This is a genomic window from Candidatus Paceibacterota bacterium (assembly GCA_030583745.1).
GTDB lineage: Bacteria > Patescibacteriota > Minisyncoccia > Phycocordibacterales > BOKC01 > BOKC01.
The window spans coordinates 590,013-614,836 of the sequence record CP129473.1; the positions used below are offsets into that span (position 1 = coordinate 590,013).

The following is a 24,824-nucleotide window of genomic DNA, read 5'->3' on the forward strand; positions in this document are numbered from 1 at the left end:
TATGAAGAATAGAAACAATAGAGGGTTGACTGTTGTGGAGCTTTTGGTGGCAGTTGCGATTATAACGGTTTTTATAACCTCAATTGCTTATTCGTATTCGGCTATTTTGCGATTGGCTTTTAATAACACACTAAGCATTAAAGCTGCTTTTCTGCTTGAGGATACGGTAGAAGCGGTAAAATTTTTGAAAAGAGTCAGCTGGCAAAATAATATCGCCGTCCTTGATTCAGATCAGGATTATTTTTTGAGTTTTACAGGTAGCGGTTGGGAGGTAGTTTCAGAAAATATTTTTATTGACGGGGTTTTTGAGAGAAAGTTTATTTTGGAAGATGTTAATCGTGACTCTGACGGTCGAGTCGTTGAATCGCCGAGCGGTACGCTTGATGCTGGCACCAAAAAATTAACCGCTTATGTTTCTTGGCAGAAAAGTAGTGCCACTACCACGCGTTCTATTACAACGTATCTATCAGATATATGAAAACAGGTCTCAAAAAAACAAAATCTGGTTTTTCTCTAATTGAGATGGTGATATATATTGCTATTATGGCTTTGATTTTGGTTGTTGTCGTCAATACTCTTTCAGTGATGATTTTGTCTCAAAAAAAGATAAAAAATCACAGAGTTATAGAACATTCATCTTCGGTGGCCTTAGAACGTTTGACTCGAGAGATAAAGAGTTCCAAGAGAATCGACTTTGACCAAAGCGTGTTTGGTTCTAATCCCGGCCGGCTCGTACTTGAAGTCGAAAATCTGATTGGTGAATCAAGAGAGATTGAGTTTTTTGTCGAGGACAGTATTTTAAAATTTAGAGATGGTGAATTAGTCGCGCCGCTAATTGATTCGCGAGCTACAATTGGAAGTTTTCTGCTCTATAGCTTGTCGGAAGACGGTGCGCAGGCCGTCCGGATTGCTCTGACAATAGAAGCTGGCTCTGGTGAGTTTGCTAAGACCGAAACATTTTACGCTAGCGCTTTAATGCGTAATTAAACAAGTTTGTTTTATGAAAAAAAATAGAAATAACGACTTATCACTTTGCCGAGGCCAAGCTGTCTTGATTGCTGCTATTTTCTTTTTGCTTATTTCTTCTGTTGTAATTTTTGGAATTGCTATTCCGATTTCAAAGCAAATTGCCGTGGCCTCCGACCTTTTTAAATCAAAAGAAAGCTTTTTTCTAGCCGAAGGCGGATTAGAAGACGTTTTTTATAGACTGGCTAACGGGTATGAGGTTTTGTCGTCCGAGCAACTTAACTTTGGTGATTATAATGTAAATATTGCTATTACTGATGCCGGTCAAAATAAGGTGATTGTCGCTGAAGCGGACAGAGGGTCTTATTTTCGTAAAATAAAAAGCGAATTATTTTTAGGTGAAGGTAATTCGTTTAATTATGCCGTCCAGTCAGGTAACGGAGGTTTTCGTATAGAGGGTGGGGCGACCGTGAATGGCAATATTTATTCTAATGGTGATGTTATTGGTCTTAGTGGTGTAACAGTAACCGGCTCTGTCGTAGCGGCAAGTAGCCCGACAGTTTTTCCTAATCAATCCAATAGCTCTCCATCCATTCCCCCAAACGACCTAACCTTCGGTTCTTCAAACGGTAATCAAGATTTTGCTCAAAGTTTTCGGCTAAGCGAGTCCGGTGCTGTTTACAAAGCCAGGATGTATATGAGAAAAAGCGGAAGTCCGAGCAATATTACCGTCAAAATTGCTTTTGACAATAATGGTCTCCCAGGCGCAATGGTGAGCGGTGCACAGGTAACATTACCGGCCGGTTCGGTCGGCACATCCTACGGTTGGGTGGAGGTGGTTTTTGGTTCTCAACCATATATACAATCCGACACTACTTATTGGTTGGTCTTAGACAAAGCAAATAATTCTGGAAGTTATACAATTGGAGCAAATACTGATTATGCGAGTGGCGTTGGCAAGGTCGGGAGATTTGGTTCGACGTGGAACGACACCTTTCCTTCGGGGTTAGATGGCTATTTTGAAATATTTATTGATGGCTTTGTTTCAAAGATTGAGGGGGAAGGCGGTAGTCAGTGGTATCAACCTTTTAATATAAACGGCGACAGTTGGGCAAACACAATTATTCAGACTAGGACTTATGGCACAATGTATTGTCAAAACTCAATTAATAATTATCCAGGACCTAGCGGAACCCCATGTGACACATCTCGTGCTGATCCTGCGCCTCAAGGTTTCCCAATTTCTGATTCAAATATTCAGTCATGGAAGGATGAGGTTTCGGACTCTATATCTAACAGTGATTTATGGGAGCAGAGTGAGACAATGACTGTGCCGTGGGACGGAATTAATAAAAACACGCCCCTCAAGGTAAATGGTAACTTAACCATTAGTTGCAATAACGGTTATCAAGCAGTTTTCAGCGACCTTTTGGTTACTGGTAATATGAGCATAGGTTCAAGTTGCACGACAATAATAAATGGATTTTTGAAAGTGAACGGCAATTTATCTATGTCTGGTGGCGATACAAATATCCTAATGCCGACTAAGACTGTTTGGGTTGGTGGCAATATTGATTTCGGAACAAAAAAACTTCAACTTCATTCGTCATATCTTAATGATAGTGGAATAATTTTAGTTGACGGAAGAGCAAATATTGGTGGCAGTTTTGTTTTTGAGGGTTCGGGGCAACCAACAAGTTTTCCAATTTTGGTTTCAACAAGCTTATGCCCGTTTGGTGCATCGTGTGGGGGAAACCCAGCTATAAGTGTGGCCGGTAGCGCTGGGGCTGCGGTTGTTGTTGCCCCTTACGGAACCTTGCGACTTGCAGGTGGTTCTGGGGTAAAAGCGATGGTTGCTCACCGAATTGAAATTTCCGGAAGCGGAGAGGTGAATTATGAGTCTGGACTAGCTGACATAACATTCTCTTCAGGTCCGTCAGGTGGCTGGAATGTGTTAAATTGGAGAGAGGTTGAGTAAAATTAAAATATGAAAAAAATAATAATTGGTAATTGCCCCGAAAAATTTAAAATCTTTGATTTTTTAATTTTTCGAGGGTCCCGTGATGTTCGAACCTTTTTTGTTAGTAGATATTATACTAGTTAATTAGATTTTAAATTAAACGGGGTCCTCGAAAATGTAATCTCACTCTGTTCGAACATTTTCGGGAGAAAATGAATTAAATATGAAAAAAATAATAATTGGTAATTGGAAGATGAATCCGGAAACGGCTGAAGAGGCCAAGCGGATTTTTTCCGGTATAAAAAAGCTGGCAAGAGATTTTAAAAAAACCGAAATTGTTATCTGCCCGCCGTTTGTTTTTCTTGTTTCACTTTCGACTTCCAACCTCCAGCTTTCAAACTTAAAGCTTGGCGCTCAAAATATTTTTGAAGAAGACCCGAAAAATGGCAGTCGGGCTTTTACCGGCGAAACGAGCGCCACAATGCTGAAAGGTTTAGCTGTTAAATATGTAATTTTAGGTCATTCTGAAAGGCGGGCGCGTGGCGAGACGGATGAGGTAGTTAATAAAAAAATAAAAACTGCTCTTAAAGCCGGCCTTACGCCCGTGGTTTGCGTTGGAGAAAACGAGCGCGATAGTGATGGAAAATTTTTTGAGATTTTAAAAAATCAAATTAAGAATACCTTTGCCGGACTAAAGAAAAATGATTTTTCAAGAATAATTTTGGCTTATGAGCCGGTCTGGGCGATTGGCAAGAGTGAAAGAGATAATCTCAAAGGTGCCGATTTACATGAAGCGGTAATTTTTATTAGAAAAGTTTTATCAGAAATTGTTGGTAAGCCGTCGGCTTTTAATGCCCGAATTATTTATGGCGGGTCGGTGTCTTCGGCTAACGTCGCGGATATCATTTCAAACGGTCGGGTTTCCGGAATTTTACCAGGCCGAGCCAGTTTGGATCCGAAAGAGATGAAAGAGATCTTAATAATCCTGGAAAAATTAAAGTGAGAAGTTTAAAAGGAATTGGTGATTTGTTCGGTAAGAAGGTTTTACTGCGTATTGATCTGAACGTTCCGATCAAAGACGGTAAAGCTCTGGAAAATTTCCGGATAAAAAAAGTCCTGCCAACTATAAATTTTTTAAAAGAGAGTGGGGCTAAGATAATCCTTCTTTCTCATTTGGAAGACAAGAATAAAAATGTTTTGGGACTAGGGCCGGTTTATGAATATTTGAGAAAATATTTTCCGGAAATTATTTTTGCCTCGGATTTTAGCGAGCTTAAAATAGCTATTCAGAATGCCGGGGCCGGAGATTTAATTCTTTTAGAAAATTTAAGGAATTGGCCGGGTGAAAAAAGTTGCGATGAAAATTTTATTAATGAACTGGCTTCATTCGGTGATATTTACATAAACGATGCTTTTTCGGTCTCTCACCGAGAGCACGCCTCAATTGTCGGTTTGCCGAAAAAACTTCCGAGTTTCACTGGATTTTTATTTGAGGAAGAATTGAAAAATTTATCGAAAGTTTTTTCGCCCGAACACCCCTTTCTTTTTATTCTCGGCGGCGCAAAAACCGAAACCAAACTTCCACTCTTTGCAAAATTTATTAAAACTGCCGATTATATTTTTATCGGCGGTGTTTTAGCCAACGATTTTTTAAAAGCCCGAGGATTTGAAGTTGGAAAATCCCTTGTTTCAAAAGGCATAGAAGAAGAAATCATTCGGCTTTCACAAAACTCAAAAGTTATTCTTTCTCAAAATGTCATTGTCGGAAACAAAGATATCTCGATTAAAAAATCTATTGGCAATGTTTCAGAAGAAGATGCGATAAAAGACGTGGTGGTTAGTGACTTAGAAGTTCTTGAGCGAGTCATTCAAAAATCAAAATTTATTCTTTGGAACGGCCCAATGGGGAATTTAGAAGAAAGTTTTTTGGAAGGTACGCAGAAATTAGCCAAGTTGATTTCTCAAAGTCCGGCCAAATCAATTATGGGCGGTGGAGATACAATTTCAGCTTTAGATGACTCCGTTTTGGAAAAATTCAGTTTTGTCTCAACCGCCGGCGGCGCGATGTTGGATTTTCTGGCCAACGAGACTTTGCCGGGGATAGAAGCGCTTGAGCTAGGAAATTAGGCGCTAGGCGTTAGGAATTTAGTAAGAAAAAAGCCCGGCGTCCTTGCGTCCGCCGGGCTTCTGGGGTCTCGCGTAACGCTAGTGCGCGCTGACGCAACCCCATCGCCCAACCTCACTTTCCTGCAAAGTGGGGTGGGCGTGTTGAGTCGCAACCTCCAGGTCGTGCCCGTTTGACCCGAAGTGAAGAGCTCCGCTGAACTAGGGGCCGTATTGCAGGCAGGCCAATTTCAATGCGTGCTCGTTGCGACCAACTTAACTTGTTTCTATTTAGGAGATTACCACCGTGCCTTTTTCTTGTCAATCTAGACCTTGCCGGGGATTGAATACTCGCGTTAGATTTTACTTTTAAAATAGAAAACCCGTCGCGAGGGCATAACTCGCGACGGGTTGTGGAGAAAATGATTAAAGACAGAGGATTCTCCTGTACGGAAGGTGAATGACTTCTTCCGCACATCCTCTACCTCTTCGTTCGGGGTCACGGCGCAGGGCACAGCCCCAAATCGCTACCCGAACGCTCTGTCGAAGATTCTATACCTTTTTTTATTTTTGTCAAGTATTTTCAGCTATCTTTCTTCTCTAAGTAGTTAAAACACGCCTTAAAATAAAGCTTTTACAAGGACTACCCTTGGTACAAGGACTACCCTTGGATTGGGGGGATTGATTGTCTGACTAAGAATTTTCTAGTATTTCCCTAAACCCTAAACCCTAGTCTCTAGACTCTATTCAAGGTTTTCTTTTATCTTTTCAGCGTTCTCTGGTAGGTCGCTTTTGTGTCCCTCGGCATCTCCGGCTGGGAAGACCCAAATGTGGGCGTGGGGCTGTTCGTCGCCGATAATTCGGCATAAAATCCACTCTGTTTTAAAGGCCTTTCTCTGGGCTAGGGCGATTTTCCGGGTAATTTCAAAATATTCACCAATATTAGGCACATCCCAAACCCAACGGTAATGCTCTTTGGGAACAACTTGAACGTGTCCCGGTGTCTGTGGATTGATGTCTAAAAAAGCCATAAAGTTTTCGTCTTCGTAAACTATGTGAGCCGACACTTCCTTTCTGGCAATTTTGCAAAAAATGCAATCTTTTTCCATGTTGGGGATTATAGCATGATATAATCTTGAAAATGAAAGAATATTCTTTGGCGGAAGTCCCGGTTTTGGCAGGTGACTCGGGGAATGACGCCGACATTCTTCTTAAAAAACTTCTTTATTTAAGGGGATTAAAAACTGAAGCGGAGATAGAAAAATTTTTAAATCCAGATTACGACGAGCATCTTCACGACCCTTTTCTATTGAACGATATTGAAATTGCCGCTGAACGGATTATTTCTGCTATAAAAGAGAATCAAAAAATTATCATTTACAGCGACTACGACGCCGATGGTATTCCGGGCGCAGTAATGCTTCGGGATTTCTTTGAGCAAATCAACTTTAAAAATTTTGAAAACTATATTCCGCATCGACACAACGATGGCTTCGGCTTACATTTGGAGGCGGTTGAAAGTTTTGCTGAAAAAAATACTCGACTTATCATTACAATTGATTGTGGCACGGCGGACGTTGCGCAAGTCAAAAAAGCTAACGACCTTGGAGTTGATGTCATTATTACGGACCACCACGAAATAAACGGCGGTGGCTTACCTCCGGCTTTGGCGGTCATAAATCCCAAGCGACCGGACTCAACTTATCCTTTTCCGCATCTATGCGGGGCGGCGGTGGTTTATAAGCTCATTCAAGCTCTGATCCAAAAAGGCGATTTTTCTTGGCCGTCTGGCAAAGAGAAATGGTTTTTAGATATGGCCGGCCTGGCGACTCTCTCTGACATGGTGCCGCTTTTGGGAGAGAACAGAATTTTTGCTTATTACGGCCTGAAAGTTTTGCGAAAGTCGCGGCGGCCGGGTCTGCGTCAAATTTTCCAGAAATTGAGAATAAACCAAAGATTTCTTTCCGAAGACGATATAACTTTTATGATTACCCCTCGGATTAACGCCGCTTCCAGAATGGGCAGCGCTGACGACGCCTTTTCTTTTTTAACCGCTAAGAATTTTTCGGAAGCCGAAGTGGCGGTGTTACGGCTAAATAAAATCAACGATGAAAGAAAGGGTCTTGTGGCCATAATCGTAAAAGAAATTAGAGGAAGAATTAGAGACAATGATCCAGGAATCCACGACAGGGCGGTTGTAATTGGTAATCCAAACTGGCGGCCATCTCTGCTTGGTTTAGTAGCCAATAGTTTGGTTGAGGATTTTAAACGACCGGTTTTTCTTTGGGGTCGAGACGGGGAGAATATGATAAAAGGTTCGTGTCGTTCCGATGGCAGGGCAGATATTCTGGCTGTGATGGAGCGGACTAAAGATTGTTTTTTAGAGTTCGGCGGTCACAAAATGGCCGGCGGTTTCTCGGTCTTTTTTGAAAAAATTCACACTTTGCCGGAGAGAATTTTTGCGGTTTGCGACGATTTGGCTCTTGAAAATAAAATAGAGGGTGGGATTTTGGCAATTGACGGAAAATTGAGTAGCCAAGACTTAACTCCGAAAACTTTTGAATTAATTGAAAAACTATCACCTTTTGGTGTCGGTAATCCTAAGCCCGTTTTTCTTTTGGAGAATTTGGAAATAAAATCAATCAAAAAATTTGGTCAAGGAGGCAAGCATGTTCGAATTACTTTTCTGGAAACTGACATACCAGGCATTTGTTTTTTTGCCAAACCGGAGAAATTTGAAGATTTGGTGGAGGGAAGCAGAGTGGATTTAGCGGTCAACTTGGAGAAGTCTTTTTTTATGAATCGTCCGGAGCTTCGTCTGCGGATTGTTGAAGTTTTTAAAAAAATATAATGAATCAGAAATCACAAATTATAATTTTTACAGACGGCGCGTCACGGGGTAATCCGGGCCCGGGGGGCTGGGGTGCCATCATCGCTGAAAGCGGCGATGTACGGATTAACGCGGATGAAAATGCACGCGGATTAACGCGGATTGTCGAACTCGGCGGGCGAGAAGAACATACCACCAACAACCGCATGGAATTAACTGCCGCAATAAAGGCTTTAGAATTTTCTCATACCCTAAACTCTGGTGGCTATACACTAATTTACACCGATTCAAAATACTTAATAGACGGAATAACTAAATGGATTTTTTCTTGGGAGAAAAGAAATTGGGTTACCAAAAACAAAGAGCCAGTTTTGAACAAAGATTTATGGGAAAAACTTTTAGAGCTGACAAAGTTTAGAGAGATAGAATGGAAATATGTTGGTGGACATTCCGGAATTGCCGGCAATGAGAGAGTAGACCAAATTGCCACTGAATTTGCCGACGGAAAAGCCACAAATCTTTTTTCAAGTGATATTTCAAAATATAAAATTGATATTTTAAATTTGAACGGGGAAGAAAAGAAAAAAAGTTCTAAAAATCGCTCTCGCAGTAAAGCTTATTCGTATTTAAGTATGGTAGAAGGTGTGGTCGAGAAGCATAAAACTTGGGCAGAGTGTGAGAGGAGGGTAAAAGGCAAAAGTGGCGCCAGATTCAAAAAAGCATTAAGTGCGGAAGAAGAAAAAGAAATTATAAAAAACTGGTCTCTCTGAAGTTAATTTTCTGGGCGGTGCAGGGCGGTGTAGAGTAGTGTAGAAAAATGAAGCTGAAAAGAAGTCGATTTTTAAGCATGATTGCTCTTATTCATAACCCTAGAGTGTTTCCGAGTTTCTTTGTTTTAAATATTTATTTCTTAAGAACACTACAGTGGTAATTAGAAAAACATAAAAAACAATCACGAGTGACCAATGGAAATTTTCTACTTTTATACCGCTCCATTTAAAGTTATCAAAAAACTGGCTTAAAGAAATTATATAGCTCAATAAAAGAAATGCCGGAAAAGAGAAAACCACTCCAACAGCTTGAGAAACGAGGCCGGCTAAGATTCCGATAAAACCGAAACCGATGACAAAAGGCAAGAGGGGCACGACAAGAACGTTGACTACCGGCGCGGAAAGAGAAAAGAGTCCGAAGTTGTAAACCAAAATCGGCAAAGTTGAAATCTGGGCGCCTAAAGTCATTGATAAGACTTTTTTCAACCAAACTAATTTTTTGTTTTTCAATACAGAAATTTTTTCAAGTATTAAATTAAAAAGCGGGGCGATATAGATAATTCCCAAAACCGCTAGAAATGACAGTTGAAAACCGGCATCAAAACGCAAAAGTGCGGGATTAAAAAGAAGCATTGCGAATGCCGCCAAGACTAAAGCTCTTGGTGCGAAGTAATTTCTCCGCACCTTTTCCGCCAGAAGCACTATACTTGCCATAATGCCGGCTCTGACCGCTGATGGTGGAAAGCCGACAAGGGCAATATAAAAAATAAGAAAAAATAAAACCAGATAAAAACCCCGATCCTTTCCCAACTTGGTTCCATAAGCAAAAAAAGCCATAAGAAGTGAAGCGATGATGGTGATGTGCATTCCAGAAATGGCGGTGATGTGGCGGATACCGGTTGTGTTAAAAGATTCCTTCAGATAATCCGGCAGAAGTTGTTTATCGCCCAAAACCATCGCGCCTAAAAGTTCGCTTTCAGGAAAAGGTAGGGCGCGTCTGTTGGCCTGCCTTAGCTTTTCTTTTATTTGTAAAATCGCGACATAGAAATTGAAACCACTCTTTTGGAGAATTTCTATTTCCGGATAATAGGAAACGGTTCGGATGCCGTCTTTTGATAAGAATTCGCGATAATTGAAATCAGGAAATTCTTTAGGAGTTTGTAATGTGCCTTGAATTAAAATTTTGTCTCCCGGGTTAAATTTTTGGGAAAGCTCGGTGCTGACTAAAATCTTTTCGTTTAGAGGTTGGGTTAGCAAGATATACTTGATGTGATTTTCTCTTAAATCTCTTTGCCCCCTTATGACGCCAGAGATTTTGACGACTTCTTCAGTGTCTCTAAAAATCCGCAGTTCATCTTTAGCAAAGAGTTTTGCTTCGGTTCTTAAAATTCCCAAACCGGCAAAAACAGAAATGAAAGCGATACCAAGAAAAAATTTAAGCGCTTGGCGATCTAATATAAAGATTAGCGTAAATACAGCGAGTGAAATAAAAGAGAGGTTAATGAAAAAAAGCCAGGGAAAATCAAAAAATGACCTTAAGAAAACTCCGACAACAAAAGCGGCGAGAGAATAAAACAGCCAATCAGCCAACTTCATTTTTTATTTTTTAATTTTGCGAGTAATTGTTTTCAATGGTCTCCCAATTTAAATTTTCAAAAAAGTCTTCCACGTATTGTTTTTTACCGCTCGGTTGATAATCGTAAACGAAAGCGTGCTCCCACATATCAAGCGCCAAAATCGGAGAAAGTCCTGTTAAGTGTCCTAAATGTTGTTCGTCAATCCAGGCGTTTAAGAGTCGGTCGGCTTTTTTGTCGTGATAAAGGATTGCCCATCCGATTCCGCGGGTTAGTGCCATATGCTTGAATTCCGCAAGCCAATCTTCAAAATTTCCGAATTCTTCTGTGGTTTTTGTTTTTAGTTTTGAGTCGTCTTTAAGCTCTCTTGCTCCGCCTTCAAATGATTTGAAATAAAATTCGTGGTTTCTCATGCCGTCAAATTCAAAGCCAAGCCGTCGGCGGAGTTCGCCAATCTGGTAAGTATTTTTTTCTCTGTCTTTTGAAAGTTCGGCAATTTTCTCCAAAATTAAATTAGTATGCTTAACATAGCCCGAATAAAGCTTCAAATGCTCCTCAATATTTTTCGCTGATATTCCCTTAAGCTCCGGAATATTAAATTTTTGTTCTTGATACTGCATATTTTTTAATGAGAGTAAGTAATTTTTACATTATAACATCTATCAATTTTTTAAAAAAAGAAAAACCCCACCAAAAGGCGGGGCGGTGGGACGGGTTTAGGGTGAACGGAAAGTAGTTACGTCATCATGCAGGCAAATGCCCCAGACCATGCTGCAAGTCCGACTGCCCCCACATAAATCTCCGGGCAATTCTTCCAGATTGTTGTAAGAAATTTCAGGATCACACCTCCAGCTGTATTTGTCTTGTGCACGTCTAACCTCTTTCTGTTTGTTGGTGTGTGGGGCAAACACAACGAGTGTTTACCAAGCTCCGTTTATTATAATACATAAAAATCCAATAGTTGTCTATGAGGGGGAGAGGTTGTATTATTATCTTGATTTTTTATTTTTTTAGAATGTTAGAAACTATTCAAAAGCATTCAAAAATTGCGCTTGTTGTTCTGCTTCTTCTAACAAATGTTTTTATTTGGAGTGTTGTTTGGTCTTCCGGTAATTCTCAATTTCAAATTTATTTTTTAGATGTCGGTCAAGGAGATGCAATTTTAATAAAATCACCCTCTGGCAATAAAATGTTAATTGATGGCGGGCAGAGCGCTTCGGCTTTGATGTTGGCCTTATCTAAAGCTATACCTTTCTATAGTAAAAAGATTGATGTTGTATTGGCAACACACCCGGATGCCGATCACATTGGCGGCTTGTCGGAAATTTTCAGGCGTTTTGAGGTGGATTTTGTTATCGATCCGGACGTCTTAGCTGAAACCAGAATTTTTAGGGATTTTCAAAATGCAGTTGCCTTGTCTGATTCCCAAAAACTGATAGCAAGAAGAGGTATGAAAATTGATTTGGGCGGTGGGGTTGTTTTTGTTGTCTTGTTTCCCGACCGAGATGTTTCAGGGCTTAACCCGAATGACGCTTCAATCGTCGGTAAATTATTTTTTGGTGATACAAGTTTTTTGCTTGCGGGCGACGCGCCGATAAAAATAGAGGAATATTTGAATTTTTTGGATAATGAATTTTTAGAAAGCGACGTCTTGAAAGTTGGGCATCACGGCTCTCGAACGTCAACTTCCGATGATTTTGTTACAGCTGTTAATCCAAAATACGCAATTATTTCGGCTGGTCGTGATAATAGATATGGTCATCCACACAGCGAAGTCTTGGAAATTTTGAAAAACACCGGAACAAAAATCCTCGGCACTTATGACCGCGGTACAATCCTTTTCAAATCCGACGGCCGGCGGTTGGAAATTAGAGATTAATTTAAGTAAATTTAAAACCCCCAACGGTCTGACCGCTGGGGGGTTTTGCTAGAGCCTAGCGCCTAACACCTAGCGCCTATTTAAATCACCCCAGCTTCCTTTAGAGTTTTGAAAGCTCCGTTTTTGCGAATAGTTTTCAGGCCTTTAGTAGAGATGTTTAAAGATACCGTTTTTTTAAGTTCCGGAATGTAGATTCTTTTGCGTTGGATATTCGGCCGCTTTGGTTTTTTGCCAGTCGGATTAAATTTGGTGGCACGTGTGCGGTTGGAATATCCCCCACCAACGATTGTTTTCTTTTGTGTGATTGGACAAATCTTACTCATGGAACAGGTAACATGTAATATTGAACATTGGAATTTCAGCCAGTTCTGTTCTAGACTTCATGTTTTATATTATATGAAATATTATGCTATCATAATCTCATTAAAAATCCAAACTTTTAACTTCCCACTTTAAACTTTTTATGGCCGGTCCTGATTTTATTTTTATAATAGTCATACTCATAATGTCGGTAGTGATCCACGAACTGGCTCACGGCTACTCGGCTCTTTGGCTTGGCGATTCTACCGCTAAATACGCCGGTCGGCTGACTCTAAACCCGATTAAACACCTTGACCCGGTCGGCTCGGTTTTGGTTCCGCTTTTACTCTATATTTTACCCGGCAATCTAATTTTTGGTTGGGCGAAGCCGGTTCCTTACAATCCCTACAATCTTCGCAACCAAAAATGGGGAGAAGCGATTGTAGCCGCCGCTGGGCCCTTAACCAATATATTGATAGCCGTAATATTCGGCTTAATCGTCCGACTGAATGTCGTTTTTGGAGTTTTTCCGCCGGCTTTCACTGATTTAGCGAGTATTGTTGTCTTTATGAATATTATTCTGGCGATTTTCAATCTTGTCCCAATCCCACCTCTTGATGGTTCAAAAATACTTTTTTCCGTTTTGCCATACCACATGCAGAGATTTCGTCTTGTCTTGGAGCAATTTGGCTTAATTTTGGTAATTTTTTTCATCTTTGTTCTTTGGCGATTTATCTTTCCGGTTGTCTTGTGGTTCTTTTATCTAATAACTGGTCCAGCTGGTATAGACGGACTAATGAGATTTTTGGGCTGACTTTAGTTTTCCCAGATTCCAAGTCTTGCTTTCTCTTTGGTCTGTGATAATATACAGCCCTGTATTTGTTTTTTAGCGTTTCGGGTTTTCAAATTTGATTTTAATTATGCCGACGATCAATCAATTAGTAAAAAAAAGCAGAAAAAAGATTTCAAAGAAGTCAAAAGCGGTGGCTTTGGCCAAAGGTTTTAATGTGCTTAAAAATAAGCCGGTATATTACCCGGCGCCTTTTAAAAGAGGTGTTTGCGTTAAAGTTACTACCAAAACTCCAAAAAAACCGAATTCTGCTATCAGAAAAATCGCCAGAGTACGTTTGACAAATGGCATGGAAGTAACCGCCTATATTCCTGGTATTGGACATGCTCTACAGGAACACTCCGTTGTGCTTTTAAGAGGAGGAAGAGTAAAGGATGTTGGTTTGCGCTACACGATTGTCCGTGGCGTTTTGGATACGACCGGTGTTGAGAGCCGCCGACAGGGTAGAAGTTTATATGGATCTAAAAAACCAAAGTAACTAGGCGCTAGGAAAATTCCTAAAACCTAACATCCTAATAACCTAATTTTATGCGTAGAAAAATTAAAGACAAAAGAATATTGAGGCCAGACAATAAATACGATTCTCAAAAGATAGAGAAGTTTATAAATTACGTTATGGAAGACGGCAAAAAAGAGGTTGCTCGTAAGGTTGTATACGATTCTTTTGATTTGTTAACTAAAAAAGCCAAAGTGGAAGACCCGTTGGAAATTTTTGAAACTGCCCTGAAAAATACTACTCCAAACATGGAAGTCCGTTCGCGCCGAATTGGAGGTGCCAATTACCAGATTCCGAGAGAAGTCAGAGCCGAAAGAAGGCAAGCCCTTTCAATGAAGTGGATTATTGAAGCGGCGAGAAACAAAAAAGGCAAGCCGATGAGAGAGCGGCTTTCAGACGAGATTTTATCAGCCAGCAAAAATGAAGGCGAGGCGGTGAAGAAGCGAGAAAATACGCACAAAATGGCGGAAGCCAATAAGGCCTTTGCCCATTTCGCGTGGTAGTGTCTTATTTTTTTTGATAAATTTTCTTACACTGCAAACTTTTTAAAAAATTCTCAATATTTATGAATCGCGACTATCCATTAGAAAAAGTACGAAATTTTGGCATTATCGCTCATATTGATGCTGGGAAAACCACCACTTCCGAACGCGTTCTTTTTTATACTGGCGTTTCTCACAAAATAGGCGAGGTGCATGAAGGGCAAGCGATTATGGATTGGATGGAGCAGGAGAAGGAGCGTGGCATTACGATAACTTCTGCTGCCACCACTTGTTTTTGGGTGCCGACCTATGAAGAAAAATCCGACCAAAGTAAGAAGCATAGGTTTAATATAATTGATACTCCGGGCCACGTTGATTTTACAGTTGAAGTGGAGCGCTCACTTAAGGTTTTAGACGGCGGAGTCGTAGTTTTTGATGGTGTGGCCGGCGTTGAGCCACAATCAGAAACAGTTTGGCGACAAGCTGACAAATATAAAGTTCCAAGAATTTGTTTTATCAACAAGCTAGACAGAATGGGCGGAAGTTTCGAGAAGTCGTTTCAGTCAATTTTGAAAAGGTTGACGAAAAACGCAGTCAGAATGCAGATTCCAATCGGTGAAGAAAGCTCTTTTGAGGCGATTATAGACCTCCTTAGAATGAAGACTTATTATTTTGAAGGCGAGATGGGAAATACTTTGCGAGAAGCAGAAATTCCGGAGAGCCATAAGGCCGACGCTCTAAAGTACCACGCGGAACTTGTTGAAAAAATTGTAGAAAATGACGAGCTTTTAATGAGTAAATATCTTGATGGACAGGAAATTCCTATTAGTGATTTGAAAAAGACTTTAAGAAAAGCCGTCATTGAAAATAAGATAGTGCCGGTTTTCACTGGTTCGGCTTTGAAAAATAAGGGAGTGCAGTTGGTTTTGGATGCAGTGATAGATTATTTACCCTCGCCGATTGACGTGCCTCCGATAAAAGGAATAGACCCGAAGACTGGAGAGGAGATAGACAGAAAATCTTCTGACAGCGAGCCCTTTGCCGCTCTAGCTTTCAAGCTTCAAACCGATCCTTATGTCGGTCAATTAACTTATTTCCGGGTTTACTCTGGCATAATTTCTTCTGGCTCTTATGTTTATAATTCCACAACAGGAGAAAAAGAGAGACTTGGTCGTATTCTTAGAATGCACGCCAACGAAAGAGAAGAGGTCAAGACAGTTTTTGCTGGAGAAATCGCCGCCGCTGTGGGTCTTAGAAATGCCAAAACGGGGGACACTCTTTGTGATGAAAACAAGCAAATCATTTTGGAAAAAATAGAATTTCCGGAACCGGTTATTTCGTTGAGAGTTGAGCCAAAGACTAAGGCCGACCAGGAAAAAATGGGTATTGCCCTAAAGCGCCTATCGGATGAAGATCCAACCTTCAGGGTTAAAAGTGATCCGGAAACCGGTGAGACGGTTATTATGGGAATGGGCGAACTCCATTTGGAAATTTTAGTTGATCGAATGAAAAGAGAATTTAGTGTTGAGACAAGTGTCGGTAAACCGCAAGTAGCATATAAAGAAACAATTACCGGCACGGCTGAAGTTGAAAATAAATATATCAAACAAACTGGTGGTCGTGGACAATATGGTCATGTAAAGATAGTTTTAAAACCACTTGGACCCGCTCCAGAAAAATTACCGAAAAATATCAAACGGGAAGAGGGCTTTGAATTTATTGATTCAATCAAGGGCGGAGTCATACCGCAAGAATTCATTCCTGCTGTTGAAAAGGGAGTGAGGGAAGCTATGGAGAGAGGTGTTGTTGCCGGCTACAAAATGACAGATGTTTCCTGCGAATTAACTTTCGGCTCATATCACGATGTTGATTCTTCAGAAATTGCGTATAAGATTGCCGCCTCGCAAGCTTTTCAAGAAGCGGCCAAGAAAGCCAAGCCAGTACTTTTAGAGCCAATAATGAAAGTTGAAGTCGTTGTTCCGGAAAAATTTATGGGTGATATAACAGGCAATTTGAATTCTAAAAGAGGTCAGATTGATTCTATGGAAGACAAGGGTGAATTAAAATCAATTGTTGCCAAAGTTCCGCTTTCCGAAATGTTCGGATATGTTACTGCCTTGCGTTCTATGACTGAAGGACGAGGCACTGCTATGATGGAATTTGATCATTACGAAATCGTACCTCCAAACGTTGCTCAAGAAATAATTGAGTCAAGAAAATAGGTATTTAAAAAAGAGTATTCAACTGTCTTGCTTTTAGTGATAGAAACGTTTTGAATACTCAAATCTTAATAATTAACAGGAAATCCTTGACTCTAACTGTTTTTCTGTTAGTATGGTTCTACACTTAAAAGTGAAGTGATTTTTGTTGCTTGTTTTGAAAGACAGCGACAATCAGTTAATAATTAACAATTAACAATAAAAAATAATATGGCAGATTTTGATAGATCCAAGCCACATGTCAACGTCGGAACCATTGGTCACGTTGACCACGGCAAAACTACTTTGACCGCTGCGATTTTGAATGTTTTGAATCGTGCCGGCAAAAACGTTAAGTTGAAGGGCGTAGACCAAATTGACTCGGCTCCGGAAGAAAAAGCCAGAGGTATTACTATTGCTTTGTCTCACAACGAATATGAGACAGACAAAAGACATTATGCTCACATTGATGCCCCGGGCCACGCTGACTATATTAAAAACATGATTACTGGTGCCGCTCAAATGGACGGCGCGATTTTGGTTGTTGCCGCAACCGACGGTGTTATGCCACAGACCAGAGAGCACATTCTTTTGGCCAAGCAAATCGGCGTGCCTAAAATAATCGTTTTTCTAAATAAGTGTGACGCTGTGCCAGACAAAGAGCTTATTGACCTAGTTGAAGAAGAAGTCAGAGAGCTTTTGAATAAATATGAATTTGACGGTGCTAATGCTCCGGTTATTCGCGGTTCTGCTCTCAAGGCATTAGAATCTCAAGACAATAATGATGAATGGTCGCAAAAGGTTATGGAATTGGCTAATGCTCTTGACGAATATATTCCAATGCCGGAAAGAGATGTTGAAAAACCATTTCTTATGCCAGTTGAAGATATTTTCTCAATTGAAGGTAGAGGAACTGTGGTAACAGGTAGAATAGAGAGAGGAAAGTTGAAAGTTGGTGAAGAAATTGAGGTTGTCGGACTTAAAGATACCCAGAAAACAGTTGTTACTGGAATTGAAATGTTCAATAAATCACTCTCCGAAGGTATGGCTGGTGATAATGCCGGAATACTACTTCGCGGTTTGAAGAAAGAGGATATTCACCGCGGTCAAGTTCTAGCCAAGCCAGGTTCAATTACTCCGCACACCGAATTTGAAACGGAAGTCTATATCTTGAAGAAAGAGGAAGGTGGACGCCACACTCCATTTTTTACTGGATACAAACCGCAATTCTACATGAGAACAACTGACGTTACTGGAGAATCTACTTTGCCGGAAGGCGTTGAAATGGTTATGCCCGGAGATACAGTAAAACTCAAAGTCAAACTTGTGGCACCGGTCGCCCTTGAAGAACAACAAAGGTTTGCCATTAGAGAAGGAGGTAAAACAGTTGGTGCCGGAGTTGTTACCAAGGTTATAGCATAGATAATCAATCAAGCTCATTGTCATCTTAAGTTAACGGTGTTTGGTAAATCGTAAAACCAAAATATGCCAACTAAAGAAAAAAAAGAAAAAAAGGCCAAAAAGGGCGGAGATGCTGGTATTTCAAAACTGAGGATTCGTGTCAGAGCTTATGAACATAAAGTTCTGGATCTATCGGTAAAACAGATTATTGATACCGCCTTGAGGTTTGATGCTGAAGTCGTTGGGCCAATTCCTCTTCCAACAGAGATAAAAAAATACACCGTTAACCGAGCATCTTTTGTTTATAAAAACTCAAGAGAGCAATTTGAGATGAGGGTTCATAAAAGACTGATTGATATCATTAATCCGGACCCTAAAATAGTTGAATCTTTAACCAACCTTAACCTACCTTCAGGAGTTGAAATAGACGTGAAAATAATGTAAGAATAGGCGCTAGACTTTGGGTGCTAGAGACTAAAATTTGTTTCTGGGCCTGAAGTCTAGTTTTCTAAATTATTATGAAATTTATCATCGGAGAGAAAATCGGAATGACCCAAATATTTGATACCGACGGACGGGCTGTGCCGGCAACGGTTGTTAAAACTTGTCCGCAGGTTGTCACGCAGATAAAAAATCTTGAAACTGATGGCTATTTTGCCTTGCAGGTTGGTTTTCAGGAGGTAAAAGAAAAAAAGATAAAAAAGCCACAAAAGGGTCATTTGAAAGATTTGGGAAACTATAGATACTTTAAAGAGTTTCGCTTGTCCGGAGAAGATTTGTCTTCTTTTAAGGTTGGTGACAAGATTGTTTCCTCGATTTTCTCTGAAAACGACGATGTCCGTGTCTCGGCGGTTTCCAAAGCCAAGGGTTTTCAGGGCGTTGTAAAAAGACATGGTTTTGCCGGTGGTCCTAGGACTCACGGTCAGAAACATTCTGAAAGGGAGCCAGGATCAATTGGTGGTGGCGGACGAGCGGGTGGCCGAGTGGTAAAAGGCATGAAAATGGCCGGTAGAATGGGTGGAGACAGAGTAACTGTCAAAAATTTGAAAATCGTTAAAGTTGACAATGATGAAGGGTATTTAATGGTTTCCGGTGCGGTGCCCGGCAGAAAAGGAACTTTTGTTGAAATCTTGTCTATAGAGTAGTATTGATTTTTACTTAATATTTATGGAAGCCAAAATTTACAACAAAGAAGGAAAAGAGGCGGGAAAGATTCAATTACCCGAAGAGGTTTTTGGTGTTGCGTGGAATGACGATTTGATTCACAAAGTTGCGGTTTCTATGGCTTCAAACAAAAGGGCCGGTACGGCTCACACTAAAAATAGAGGTGAAGTAAGTGGTGGTGGTAAAAAACCTTGGAGGCAAAAAGGGACTGGTCGTGCCAGACACGGCTCAATTCGAAGCCCGATTTGGGTTGGTGGCGGAGTTGCTCACGGTCCTCGAAGTGATAAGAGTTTTGAAAAAAAGATAAATAAAAAAGAAAAAAATAAGGCCTTAAGGGTGGTTTTGAGCCGAAAGTTAGCTGATGGTGAGATATTATTTATTGAATCTTTTGATTTCTCTGGGCCAAAAACCAGTGAAGCTAAAAAAGCGCTGTCCTCTCTTTCCGCTGTTTCTGGTTTTGAAAATTTGGTTTCTAAGAAAAAGAATTCAGCAGTCATTGCTTTGGCTGATAAAAATAAAAATTTGGAGAAGAGTTTTAGGAATTTTGGGAATATGGAAGTGGAAGAGATTAAAAATATCAATCCGCTTTTATTACTCGAGCATAAATATTTGATTATAGCCAACCCCGAAGAATCATTGAAAAAAATTCCAGGTAAAATTTAATTATGGCGCTCTTTAAAACAAAAAAAGAAAAAAAACCAGCGATCGCAAAAGCTGTTGAAGAAAAAAAAGCCGAAAAGGTTTCTTCTGAATCTGGTGCAAACCCGACTTTGACGAAGGGTGATTTTTTGGCTAATTCGACGCTGAATTATCCAGCCGATGTCATTTTGAGGCCAAGGATTACCGAAAAAGCTACAGACGAACAACAAAAAGGCGTCTATATTTTTGAGGTCAGAAAAGATGCGACAAAAATTTCTGTTAGAAAAACCATAGAAAAAATTTATAAAGTTAATCCGCGCAAGATAAACATAGTAAAAAATCCAGCAAAAAACTTGATCGTAAGGGGAAGAAAAGGGGTTAAGCCGGCAGTTAAAAAAGCGTATGTTTATCTGAAAGATGGCGATAAAATAGACATTGTCTAACTTTTTCGGAACAGACTTTTATTTGTTTTTTAAAAAATATGAAAACATTCAAACCGACAACTGCAAGCAGAAGACAAATGTCTATCCCCGGCTTTAAGGGAGTTTTGACATCTAAGAAACCCCAGAAGTCTTTGACTAAAGGCGGGAAATTGGCTGTTGGGAGAAATAACCAAGGGCGGATTACCACCAGACATAAAGGTGGCGGACACAAGAAAAGATACAGAATGGTTGATTTTGCTTTGAATAAAAAAGGAATACCTTTCAAAATAGTTTCTGTTGAATATGATCCTTTCCGGACTGGTTTTATTGGTCTTGCAGTTTTTGCCGATGGAGAAAAGGCATACATACTCTTGCCTCAAGGGGTGGTGGCTGGTGAAGAGCTTTTGATTGGGGAAGAAGCTCCTATCAAGGCTGGTAATCGTTTACCTCTTAAGAATCTGGAGGTTGGAACCTTTGTCTACAATGTTGAATTAAAACCTTCCGGCGGAGCACGCCTTGTGAGAAGCGCGGGAAGTTTTGCTGAAATAGTCGCAAAAGACGCTGGATATATTGGACTTAAAATGCCTTCGAGCGAAGTGCGTAGGGTGCCAGAAAATTGCTGGGCATCAGTTGGTTCGGTTTCTAATCCGGAAAATCGTTTGGTAAATATTGGTAAAGCCGGAAGGAGCAGGTGGCTTGGTATCCGTCCGACCGTCAGGGGTTCGGCTATGAATCCGGTTGACCATCCTTATGGTGGAGGTGAAGGGCGTTCCGGTCGCGGATTAAGAAGGGCTAAAAGCAAATGGGGAAAGCCGACAGGTAAGGGCCAAAAGACCAGAAAAACCAAGAAGTACTCAAATAAGTTCATAGTTTCCAGAAGGAAGGTCGGCAAGAAGCGCCAATAGGACTTTTTGTTTGACAATAAAACGCTTTCTGCTATTCTTTTTATAGCTCGCCATGAGCTTTTATTTTTAATATGGTTAGATCATCAAAAAAAGGACCTTACGTTGACCCAAGATTACTGAAGAAGATTTCCGGTAAAAAACCTGATGATGTTGGAGTTATCAAGACTTGGTCGCGGGACAGTCAAATTTCACCGGAAATGGTGGGTTTTGCTTTTGGTGTTCATAATGGCAGGGAACATATTGAGGTAAGAGTAAATGAAGACATGGTCGGACATCGTCTTGGCGAATTCTCTTTGACTAGAAAATTTGTTAAACACGGCGGAAAGATGCAGAAAGATTTGGAGCAGAAAAAGAAAGAATCTGAAATAGAGGCGGCAAGAGCGGCAAAGACAAGTGGGGATTCAGCTAAAGCTCCGGGAAAATAATTTAAATAAGGAACATGAAAACCGTTTCAGCAAAACTGAATATGTTGAGGCAGTCGCCGAGAAAAGTCCGATTGGCGGCGGATGCAATTCGCGGCAAGGCGGTTAATGATGCCTTGGTGGCTTTAAGTTTTTTAAATAAAAGCGCCGCTTCACCGATTAAAAAACTTGTTCAATCAGCCGCGGCTAATGCCAAAGGACTTGGACTTGACCCAGATCAGCTAAAAGTCAAAAAAATTTCAGTGGATGCAGGAACGATATTATACCGACGCCGGTTTCGCGCCCGAGGACGAGTTATGCCGGTTCGCAAAAGAACCAGCCATATTTCTTTAGTTTTGGAAGAAAAACCGATGAAAAAAGATGGCGCGGAAATTATAAGTAGTAAAAAATCCAAGCCAAACAAAAAATAAATTTATGCCGCACAATGTTCATCCTTATGCTCATAGAATTGGAATTTTAAGAGGTTGGAAGTCTCAATGGTTTGGCTTGAAGCAGAAATATACCGATTCTTTAAGAAGCGACCTTCTGATTAGAGACTTTCTAAAGAAAAGGTTGAAAGGATTTTATATTGCGAACGTTATAATTGAAAGAAATCAAAAAATTTTGAAAGTCGTTATCGAGACTTCAAGACCGGGCTTAATTATAGGCCGGAGTGGAGAAGGTGCCGCTAAACTGAAAGAAGAATTGGTCAAGAAGATTAGAAAGGCCGGTTTTTCTTCGGAAGCGCAGGAGTTAAAGATCGATATTAAAGAAGTGAAATCTCCAGAATCAAACGCCGCTATTGTCAGTCAAATGATCGCTGAAGGTTTGGAGAAAAGAATGCCTTTTCGTCGAGTAATAAAGCAGACCCTGGACAAAGTAATGGCTAATCGAGATGTAATTGGTGCAAAGATTCAGCTTTCAGGCCGTTTAGGTGGCGCAACAATGTCCAGAAAGGAGAGCAAAAAAGCCGGTAGAATTCCTCTTCAGACTTTTCGCGCTGATGTTGATTTTGCGAGACAAGAAGCCGTGTTGCCTTACGGTAACTTGGGAATAAAAGTCTGGATTTACAGAGGAGATATCTTTGAGGAGAAAGGTGCAAAAAGTAATTAGCCCAATGTAGTTTTGAGATACCATTACACAGAATTTATTTAGAGCAACTGTTTCCAATAGAGTAATAAAAATAATTTAAAAATCATGCTGTTCCCAAAGAAAGTAAAATACAGAAAGTGGCACACTTTTCGAGAAAATCCTAAAAAAGTAAAAATTGCCACTCGCGGAACGGAAGTCTCTTTCGGCTCTTTCGGTCTGAAAGCGACAACCACATCTCGCATCAGGTCTAATCAAATAGAATCAGCCAGAAAAACAATCTCTCGAGCTATCGGCAAGACCGGAAAAATGTGGATTCGTATTTTTCCTGACATGCCCTTCACCTCTAAACCGGCTGAAGTTAAGATGGGTAAGGGTAAGGGAGACATTCAAGGATATCAGGTCCAAATAAGGCCCGGACGAATTCTTTTCGAGGTTGATGGAGTTTCTGCTGAAGTTGCGGCTGAAGCTTTGCGTAAGGGTGGTACGAAATTACCAGTCAAAACTAAAGTGGTCAGCCGTTTGTAATTTTATGGCGTTTAAACAAGACACAAAAGAATTAATAAAAATGTTGGCGGAGAAAAAAGAAGCTTTGAGAAATTTTCGCTTTAACATCGCCGGAGGAAAAATCAGAAATACCAAAGAAGGTCGGGACTTGAGGAAAGAGATTGCCAGAATTCTTACGGAGTTGCACCAAAGAGAGATTAATGTTAAGAAATAGTGCTTATGGATCAAGAGAAAACAACAAAAAGGAAAGTCTTGTCTGGGGTTGTGGTTTCAGACAAAATGAAAGACACAATCGTTGTTAAAGTTCAGCGTTTTGTTAAACATCCTAAATTTGGTAAATACGTTAAGATAAACAAGAAGTTTAAAGCCCACGATGCTGGTAATAGTAAAAAAATTGGAGACAAGGTTTCAATTGAAGAATGCCGTCCAATTAGTAAAGACAAGCATTTCAAAGTAATTTAAGTTCTGTCGTTTAAAACCACTGGTTTCAAATCATAGAATCCGAAATTTAAAATTAAAACATGCTTCAACCTCGTTCAATCGTAAATATCACCGACAATTCCGGCGCCAAAATCGGCCGAGTTTTTAAGATTTTAGGTGGTTCTAAAAGAAGATATGCGCAGATTGGAGATGTTTTGGTTTTATCAGTTCAGAAAGCCGAACCAAGAAAGGCGGTCAAGAAAAAGGATGTTTTGAGAGCAGTGGTTGTTAGGCAGAAGAAACCTTATCGACGCTCTGATGGGTCATATGTGCGTTTTGACGATAATGCAGTAGTTATTTTAGAGAAAGAGAAGAATGAGCCAATTGCCGGACGCGTATTCGGTCCGATTCCAAGAGAGATAGGTGAAAGAGGATTTCAAAAGATTGTTTCTTTGGCACCGGAAATCGTATAACACAAGTTGCCAAGAATATTTGTAATATGAAAATAAAAAAAGGAGACACAGTAAAAATAATTGCCGGAAAAGATAAAGGAAAATCGGGAAAAGTTGAAAGGGTTTTAACCGACAACAATAAAGTAATTATCCCGGGCCTTAACTTGTTTAAGTCGCACCAAAGACCAAAAAAACAAGGTCAAAAAGGGCAGATGGTTGATAAAAGTATGCCAATTCATATTTCCAATGTTATGTTTGTGGATCCTAAAAGCCAGAAACCTACAAGAATCGGAAAACGTTCAGAAAATGGCCGAATGAAAAGATATGCCAAAAAAAGCGGGCAATTAATTGATTAGTTAAAAGATTATGACTCAAATTGCGCAAAAATTGGAAAAGACCTTTGAAGCTTTGAAGCCAGCTATGGGCTATCAAGGCCAGATGCAAGCGCCTCGGTTAGAGAAGGTGGTTTTGAGTGTCGGCGTTGGATCTGTAAAAGACAAGAAGAAGCTTGAGGTTATTGAAGATCGATTAGCAAAAATAACTGGTCAAAAACCATCTCCTAGACCAGCAAAGATTTCTATAGCTAATTTTAAATCAAGACAAGGTGAAATTGTTGGTTACCAGATTACTTTAAGGGGTAAGAGAATGATAGATTTTTTGGAGAGATTTATCAGAATAGCCCTGCCTCGCTCCAAAGATTTCAAAGGTATTTCCTCTGATTTTCTTGACGATATAGGCAATTTGACTATCGGCATTAAAGAACACACCATTTTTCCTGAAACTTCTGATGAAGATATAAAGGATGTTTTTGGTTTGGCAGTGACGATTGTAACTACAGCCAAAAATAAGCCAGAAGCCGAAGCGTTTTTCAGACACCTCGGTTTACCTTTTAAAAAATAGGGATTGGGGTATAGCCAATAGTTCGGGTTTGTTGATTTATCAAATTGAGAATTTTTGATTTCGCATCATTCTGCGCAAAATTTTTATTGACAAATAAATTAGTTATGATAGAATAG

The 24,824-nt window shown here is 40.2% G+C and carries 31 protein-coding genes and 1 pseudogene; 27 read left to right on the forward strand and 5 right to left on the reverse strand.

All coding sequences use genetic code 11. The annotated features are described in order from the left end of the window. The first annotated feature begins 1 nt into the window (after window position 1). The 5 genes from QY304_03145 (at window position 2) to pgk (ending at window position 5,053) form a co-directional block, all read left to right on the forward strand. On the forward strand, window positions 2-478 hold the full coding sequence (locus QY304_03145) for a prepilin-type N-terminal cleavage/methylation domain-containing protein (protein ID WKZ26362.1): 477 nt from the start codon (window positions 2-4) through the stop codon (window positions 476-478). Continuing rightward, window positions 475-987 (forward strand): prepilin-type N-terminal cleavage/methylation domain-containing protein, encoded by a 513-nt coding sequence (locus QY304_03150; protein WKZ26363.1) that lies wholly within the window; start codon window positions 475-477, stop codon window positions 985-987. Before QY304_03145 ends, QY304_03150 begins: the two co-directional genes overlap by 4 nt. 13 nt (window positions 988-1,000) lie before the next feature. Then, the gene (locus QY304_03155; protein ID WKZ26364.1) at window positions 1,001-2,944 is read left to right on the forward strand and encodes a choice-of-anchor R domain-containing protein; all 1,944 of its coding nucleotides are present in this window, start codon (window positions 1,001-1,003) and stop codon (window positions 2,942-2,944) included. A 205-nt stretch (window positions 2,945-3,149) separates the two neighbouring features. After that, a complete protein-coding gene (gene tpiA / locus QY304_03160; protein ID WKZ26365.1) occupies window positions 3,150-3,929 on the forward strand; it encodes a triose-phosphate isomerase in 780 nt (259 codons plus the stop codon). Next, window positions 3,926-5,053, forward strand: coding sequence for a phosphoglycerate kinase (pgk, locus tag QY304_03165; GenBank protein WKZ26366.1), 1,128 nt, complete (start codon window positions 3,926-3,928; stop codon window positions 5,051-5,053). The genes tpiA and pgk overlap by 4 nt, the downstream gene beginning before the upstream one ends. Window positions 5,054-5,772: 719 nt before the next feature. On the opposite strand, the gene QY304_03170 is transcribed toward pgk, so the two are convergent. Next, window positions 5,773-6,138, reverse strand: coding sequence for an HIT domain-containing protein (locus QY304_03170; protein ID WKZ26367.1), 366 nt, complete (start codon window positions 6,136-6,138; stop codon window positions 5,773-5,775). Between the two features lie 32 nt (window positions 6,139-6,170). On the opposite strand from QY304_03170, the gene recJ reads away from it, so the two are divergent. Beyond that, on the forward strand, window positions 6,171-7,880 hold the full coding sequence (gene recJ, locus QY304_03175) for a single-stranded-DNA-specific exonuclease RecJ (protein ID WKZ26368.1): 1,710 nt from the start codon (window positions 6,171-6,173) through the stop codon (window positions 7,878-7,880). Beyond that, the gene (locus tag QY304_03180) at window positions 7,880-8,629 is read left to right on the forward strand and encodes a ribonuclease HI (protein ID WKZ26369.1); all 750 of its coding nucleotides are present in this window, start codon (window positions 7,880-7,882) and stop codon (window positions 8,627-8,629) included. Before recJ ends, QY304_03180 begins: the two co-directional genes overlap by 1 nt. Before the next feature lie 99 nt (window positions 8,630-8,728). On the opposite strand, the gene QY304_03185 is transcribed toward QY304_03180, so the two are convergent. From QY304_03185 to QY304_03195, 3 genes are all read right to left on the reverse strand, one after another. Beyond that, window positions 8,729-10,225, reverse strand: a complete 1,497-nt coding sequence (locus QY304_03185; protein WKZ26370.1) for a ComEC/Rec2 family competence protein — start codon at window positions 10,223-10,225, stop codon at window positions 8,729-8,731. Window positions 10,226-10,235: 10 nt separating this feature from the next. Beyond that, entirely contained in the window at window positions 10,236-10,823 is a 588-nt protein-coding gene (locus QY304_03190; GenBank protein ID WKZ26371.1) for a Fe-Mn family superoxide dismutase, read from the reverse strand. 96 nt (window positions 10,824-10,919) lie between these two features. Next, entirely contained in the window at window positions 10,920-11,114 is a 195-nt protein-coding gene (locus QY304_03195; protein ID WKZ26372.1) for a hypothetical protein, read from the reverse strand. 104 nt (window positions 11,115-11,218) lie between these two features. On the opposite strand from QY304_03195, the gene QY304_03200 reads away from it, so the two are divergent. Then, window positions 11,219-12,082, forward strand: coding sequence for a ComEC/Rec2 family competence protein (locus QY304_03200; protein ID WKZ26373.1), 864 nt, complete (start codon window positions 11,219-11,221; stop codon window positions 12,080-12,082). Between the two features lie 80 nt (window positions 12,083-12,162). Here QY304_03200 and QY304_03205 read toward each other — a convergent pair whose 3' ends face one another. Then, a complete protein-coding gene (locus QY304_03205; GenBank protein ID WKZ26374.1) occupies window positions 12,163-12,405 on the reverse strand; it encodes a bL28 family ribosomal protein in 243 nt (80 codons plus the stop codon). Between the two features lie 140 nt (window positions 12,406-12,545). Between QY304_03205 and QY304_03210 the strand changes: the two genes are divergently transcribed. The 19 genes and pseudogenes from QY304_03210 (at window position 12,546) to rplE (ending at window position 24,708) form a co-directional block, all read left to right on the forward strand. Next, entirely contained in the window at window positions 12,546-13,196 is a 651-nt protein-coding gene (locus tag QY304_03210) for a site-2 protease family protein (protein WKZ26375.1), read from the forward strand. Window positions 13,197-13,302: 106 nt separating this feature from the next. Then, window positions 13,303-13,710, forward strand: a complete 408-nt coding sequence (gene rpsL, locus QY304_03215) for a 30S ribosomal protein S12 (GenBank protein WKZ26376.1) — start codon at window positions 13,303-13,305, stop codon at window positions 13,708-13,710. Between the two features lie 50 nt (window positions 13,711-13,760). Continuing rightward, window positions 13,761-14,231 (forward strand): 30S ribosomal protein S7, encoded by a 471-nt coding sequence (rpsG, locus tag QY304_03220; protein ID WKZ26377.1) that lies wholly within the window; start codon window positions 13,761-13,763, stop codon window positions 14,229-14,231. A gap of 62 nt (window positions 14,232-14,293) precedes the next feature. Further along, a complete protein-coding gene (gene fusA / locus QY304_03225; GenBank protein ID WKZ26378.1) occupies window positions 14,294-16,432 on the forward strand; it encodes an elongation factor G in 2,139 nt (712 codons plus the stop codon). 207 nt (window positions 16,433-16,639) lie between these two features. Continuing rightward, on the forward strand, window positions 16,640-17,830 hold the full coding sequence (gene tuf, locus QY304_03230; protein ID WKZ26379.1) for an elongation factor Tu: 1,191 nt from the start codon (window positions 16,640-16,642) through the stop codon (window positions 17,828-17,830). Between the two features lie 63 nt (window positions 17,831-17,893). Then, window positions 17,894-18,253: a 30S ribosomal protein S10 gene (gene rpsJ, locus QY304_03235; GenBank protein WKZ26380.1), complete on the forward strand. Its 360-nt coding sequence runs from the start codon at window positions 17,894-17,896 to the stop codon at window positions 18,251-18,253. A 74-nt stretch (window positions 18,254-18,327) separates the two neighbouring features. Next, window positions 18,328-18,954 (forward strand): 50S ribosomal protein L3, encoded by a 627-nt coding sequence (gene rplC, locus QY304_03240; protein ID WKZ26381.1) that lies wholly within the window; start codon window positions 18,328-18,330, stop codon window positions 18,952-18,954. Between the two features lie 22 nt (window positions 18,955-18,976). Beyond that, a complete protein-coding gene (gene rplD, locus QY304_03245; protein WKZ26382.1) occupies window positions 18,977-19,636 on the forward strand; it encodes a 50S ribosomal protein L4 in 660 nt (219 codons plus the stop codon). 2 nt (window positions 19,637-19,638) lie between these two features. Further along, window positions 19,639-20,055: a 50S ribosomal protein L23 gene (locus QY304_03250; GenBank protein WKZ26383.1), complete on the forward strand. Its 417-nt coding sequence runs from the start codon at window positions 19,639-19,641 to the stop codon at window positions 20,053-20,055. Window positions 20,056-20,093: 38 nt separating this feature from the next. Further along, on the forward strand, window positions 20,094-20,939 hold the full coding sequence (rplB, locus tag QY304_03255) for a 50S ribosomal protein L2 (protein ID WKZ26384.1): 846 nt from the start codon (window positions 20,094-20,096) through the stop codon (window positions 20,937-20,939). A gap of 71 nt (window positions 20,940-21,010) precedes the next feature. Continuing rightward, window positions 21,011-21,364: a 30S ribosomal protein S19 gene (rpsS, locus tag QY304_03260; protein ID WKZ26385.1), complete on the forward strand. Its 354-nt coding sequence runs from the start codon at window positions 21,011-21,013 to the stop codon at window positions 21,362-21,364. Window positions 21,365-21,378: 14 nt separating this feature from the next. Next, window positions 21,379-21,705 (forward strand): annotated as a pseudogene (gene rplV, locus QY304_03265) (50S ribosomal protein L22). Window positions 21,706-21,775: 70 nt separating this feature from the next. After that, window positions 21,776-22,453, forward strand: a complete 678-nt coding sequence (gene rpsC / locus QY304_03270; protein ID WKZ26386.1) for a 30S ribosomal protein S3 — start codon at window positions 21,776-21,778, stop codon at window positions 22,451-22,453. A gap of 84 nt (window positions 22,454-22,537) precedes the next feature. Then, window positions 22,538-22,957, forward strand: coding sequence for a 50S ribosomal protein L16 (gene rplP / locus QY304_03275; protein WKZ26387.1), 420 nt, complete (start codon window positions 22,538-22,540; stop codon window positions 22,955-22,957). 4 nt (window positions 22,958-22,961) lie between these two features. Continuing rightward, window positions 22,962-23,150: a 50S ribosomal protein L29 gene (gene rpmC / locus QY304_03280; GenBank protein ID WKZ26388.1), complete on the forward strand. Its 189-nt coding sequence runs from the start codon at window positions 22,962-22,964 to the stop codon at window positions 23,148-23,150. Window positions 23,151-23,155: 5 nt separating this feature from the next. Beyond that, window positions 23,156-23,398, forward strand: a complete 243-nt coding sequence (gene rpsQ / locus QY304_03285; protein WKZ26389.1) for a 30S ribosomal protein S17 — start codon at window positions 23,156-23,158, stop codon at window positions 23,396-23,398. A 59-nt stretch (window positions 23,399-23,457) separates the two neighbouring features. Continuing rightward, window positions 23,458-23,829, forward strand: a complete 372-nt coding sequence (gene rplN / locus QY304_03290; protein WKZ26390.1) for a 50S ribosomal protein L14 — start codon at window positions 23,458-23,460, stop codon at window positions 23,827-23,829. Between the two features lie 26 nt (window positions 23,830-23,855). Continuing rightward, window positions 23,856-24,164, forward strand: a complete 309-nt coding sequence (gene rplX, locus QY304_03295) for a 50S ribosomal protein L24 (protein ID WKZ26391.1) — start codon at window positions 23,856-23,858, stop codon at window positions 24,162-24,164. Window positions 24,165-24,174: 10 nt separating this feature from the next. After that, complete coding sequence (rplE, locus tag QY304_03300; protein WKZ26392.1) at window positions 24,175-24,708, forward strand: 50S ribosomal protein L5; 534 nt, start codon at window positions 24,175-24,177, stop codon at window positions 24,706-24,708. Window positions 24,709-24,824: the final 116 nt, after the last annotated feature.

Bases quoted from the DNA above. Each gene is read 5' to 3' on its own strand.
- QY304_03145 (WKZ26362.1), top strand. From the start codon at position 2: ATGAAGAATAGAAACAATAGAGGGTTGACTGTTGTGGAGCTTTTGGTG.
- QY304_03150 (WKZ26363.1), top strand. From the start codon at position 475: ATGAAAACAGGTCTCAAAAAAACAAAATCTGGTTTTTCTCTAATTGAG.
- QY304_03155 (WKZ26364.1), top strand. From the start codon at position 1,001: ATGAAAAAAAATAGAAATAACGACTTATCACTTTGCCGAGGCCAAGCT.
- tpiA (WKZ26365.1), top strand. From the start codon at position 3,150: ATGAAAAAAATAATAATTGGTAATTGGAAGATGAATCCGGAAACGGCT.
- QY304_03170 (WKZ26367.1), bottom strand. From the start codon at position 6,138: ATGGAAAAAGATTGCATTTTTTGCAAAATTGCCAGAAAGGAAGTGTCG.
- recJ (WKZ26368.1), top strand. From the start codon at position 6,171: ATGAAAGAATATTCTTTGGCGGAAGTCCCGGTTTTGGCAGGTGACTCG.
- QY304_03180 (WKZ26369.1), top strand. From the start codon at position 7,880: ATGAATCAGAAATCACAAATTATAATTTTTACAGACGGCGCGTCACGG.
- QY304_03185 (WKZ26370.1), bottom strand. From the start codon at position 10,225: ATGAAGTTGGCTGATTGGCTGTTTTATTCTCTCGCCGCTTTTGTTGTC.
- QY304_03190 (WKZ26371.1), bottom strand. From the start codon at position 10,823: ATGCAGTATCAAGAACAAAAATTTAATATTCCGGAGCTTAAGGGAATA.
- QY304_03200 (WKZ26373.1), top strand. From the start codon at position 11,219: ATGTTAGAAACTATTCAAAAGCATTCAAAAATTGCGCTTGTTGTTCTG.
- QY304_03205 (WKZ26374.1), bottom strand. From the start codon at position 12,405: ATGAGTAAGATTTGTCCAATCACACAAAAGAAAACAATCGTTGGTGGG.
- QY304_03210 (WKZ26375.1), top strand. From the start codon at position 12,546: ATGGCCGGTCCTGATTTTATTTTTATAATAGTCATACTCATAATGTCG.
- rpsL (WKZ26376.1), top strand. From the start codon at position 13,303: ATGCCGACGATCAATCAATTAGTAAAAAAAAGCAGAAAAAAGATTTCA.
- rpsG (WKZ26377.1), top strand. From the start codon at position 13,761: ATGCGTAGAAAAATTAAAGACAAAAGAATATTGAGGCCAGACAATAAA.
- fusA (WKZ26378.1), top strand. From the start codon at position 14,294: ATGAATCGCGACTATCCATTAGAAAAAGTACGAAATTTTGGCATTATC.
- tuf (WKZ26379.1), top strand. From the start codon at position 16,640: ATGGCAGATTTTGATAGATCCAAGCCACATGTCAACGTCGGAACCATT.
- rpsJ (WKZ26380.1), top strand. From the start codon at position 17,894: ATGCCAACTAAAGAAAAAAAAGAAAAAAAGGCCAAAAAGGGCGGAGAT.
- rplC (WKZ26381.1), top strand. From the start codon at position 18,328: ATGAAATTTATCATCGGAGAGAAAATCGGAATGACCCAAATATTTGAT.
- rplD (WKZ26382.1), top strand. From the start codon at position 18,977: ATGGAAGCCAAAATTTACAACAAAGAAGGAAAAGAGGCGGGAAAGATT.
- QY304_03250 (WKZ26383.1), top strand. From the start codon at position 19,639: ATGGCGCTCTTTAAAACAAAAAAAGAAAAAAAACCAGCGATCGCAAAA.
- rplB (WKZ26384.1), top strand. From the start codon at position 20,094: ATGAAAACATTCAAACCGACAACTGCAAGCAGAAGACAAATGTCTATC.
- rpsS (WKZ26385.1), top strand. From the start codon at position 21,011: ATGGTTAGATCATCAAAAAAAGGACCTTACGTTGACCCAAGATTACTG.
- rpsC (WKZ26386.1), top strand. From the start codon at position 21,776: ATGCCGCACAATGTTCATCCTTATGCTCATAGAATTGGAATTTTAAGA.
- rplP (WKZ26387.1), top strand. From the start codon at position 22,538: ATGCTGTTCCCAAAGAAAGTAAAATACAGAAAGTGGCACACTTTTCGA.
- rpmC (WKZ26388.1), top strand. From the start codon at position 22,962: ATGGCGTTTAAACAAGACACAAAAGAATTAATAAAAATGTTGGCGGAG.
- rpsQ (WKZ26389.1), top strand. From the start codon at position 23,156: ATGGATCAAGAGAAAACAACAAAAAGGAAAGTCTTGTCTGGGGTTGTG.
- rplN (WKZ26390.1), top strand. From the start codon at position 23,458: ATGCTTCAACCTCGTTCAATCGTAAATATCACCGACAATTCCGGCGCC.
- rplX (WKZ26391.1), top strand. From the start codon at position 23,856: ATGAAAATAAAAAAAGGAGACACAGTAAAAATAATTGCCGGAAAAGAT.
- rplE (WKZ26392.1), top strand. From the start codon at position 24,175: ATGACTCAAATTGCGCAAAAATTGGAAAAGACCTTTGAAGCTTTGAAG.